This window comes from Jingyaoa shaoxingensis (assembly GCF_014385005.1).
In the GTDB taxonomy this organism is placed as follows: domain Bacteria; phylum Bacillota; class Clostridia; order Lachnospirales; family Lachnospiraceae; genus Marvinbryantia; species Marvinbryantia shaoxingensis.
In genome coordinates, this window is the sequence record NZ_JACRSZ010000069.1 from 1 (window position 1) to 534 (window position 534).

Sequence of the window (534 nt, forward strand, 5' to 3'; positions counted from 1 at the left end):
AGAGTCGGAAGTAAAGATTGTTTCACTGTTCAGTCATCAAGGATGACAAAACTTCTGGTGTCGATGCGCTTAGGGGACACACCCGTTCCCATCCCGAACACGATGGTTAAGACCTAAGCGGCCGATGGTACTGCACTGGAGACGGTGTGGGAGAGCAGGTGGACGCCAGATTATAAAAGGGCTTATAGCTCAGCTGGTTAGAGCGCACGCCTGATAAGCGTGAGGTCGGTGGTTCGAGTCCACTTAAGCCCATTAGGGTATAAAGCCCGTTGGAATAATCCAATATGGGGGTGTAGCTCAGTTGGGAGAGCACCTGCCTTGCAAGCAGGGGGTCAAGAGTTCGAATCTCTCCATCTCCATTTGGTTAAAGAAATTTAACCACCTAATGAAATTTGTACCTTGAAAATCGCATATGGAAAATACAAAATATCAAATGGTTCAATCAAAAGATTGTAACCATGCCGATAGAGACATCCGAGGAAGTTATCTTTAACAGGTAACAACCAAGAGAATAGTAAATGTTAGTAAACACTT

At 44.9% G+C, this 534-nt stretch carries 2 tRNA genes and 1 rRNA gene; all 3 read left to right on the forward strand.

The window, feature by feature from the left end:
• The first annotated feature begins 53 nt into the window (after window positions 1-53).
• The 3 genes from rrf to H8716_RS17535 all read left to right on the forward strand — a co-directional run bounded on the left by rrf (window position 54) and on the right by H8716_RS17535 (window position 359).
• Window positions 54-171 (forward strand): 5S ribosomal RNA (gene rrf, locus H8716_RS17525).
• Between the two features lie 7 nt (window positions 172-178).
• Window positions 179-252 (forward strand) — tRNA-Ile (locus H8716_RS17530).
• 34 nt (window positions 253-286) lie between these two features.
• Window positions 287-359: transfer RNA gene (locus H8716_RS17535), tRNA-Ala, on the forward strand.
• Window positions 360-534 lie beyond the last annotated feature (175 nt).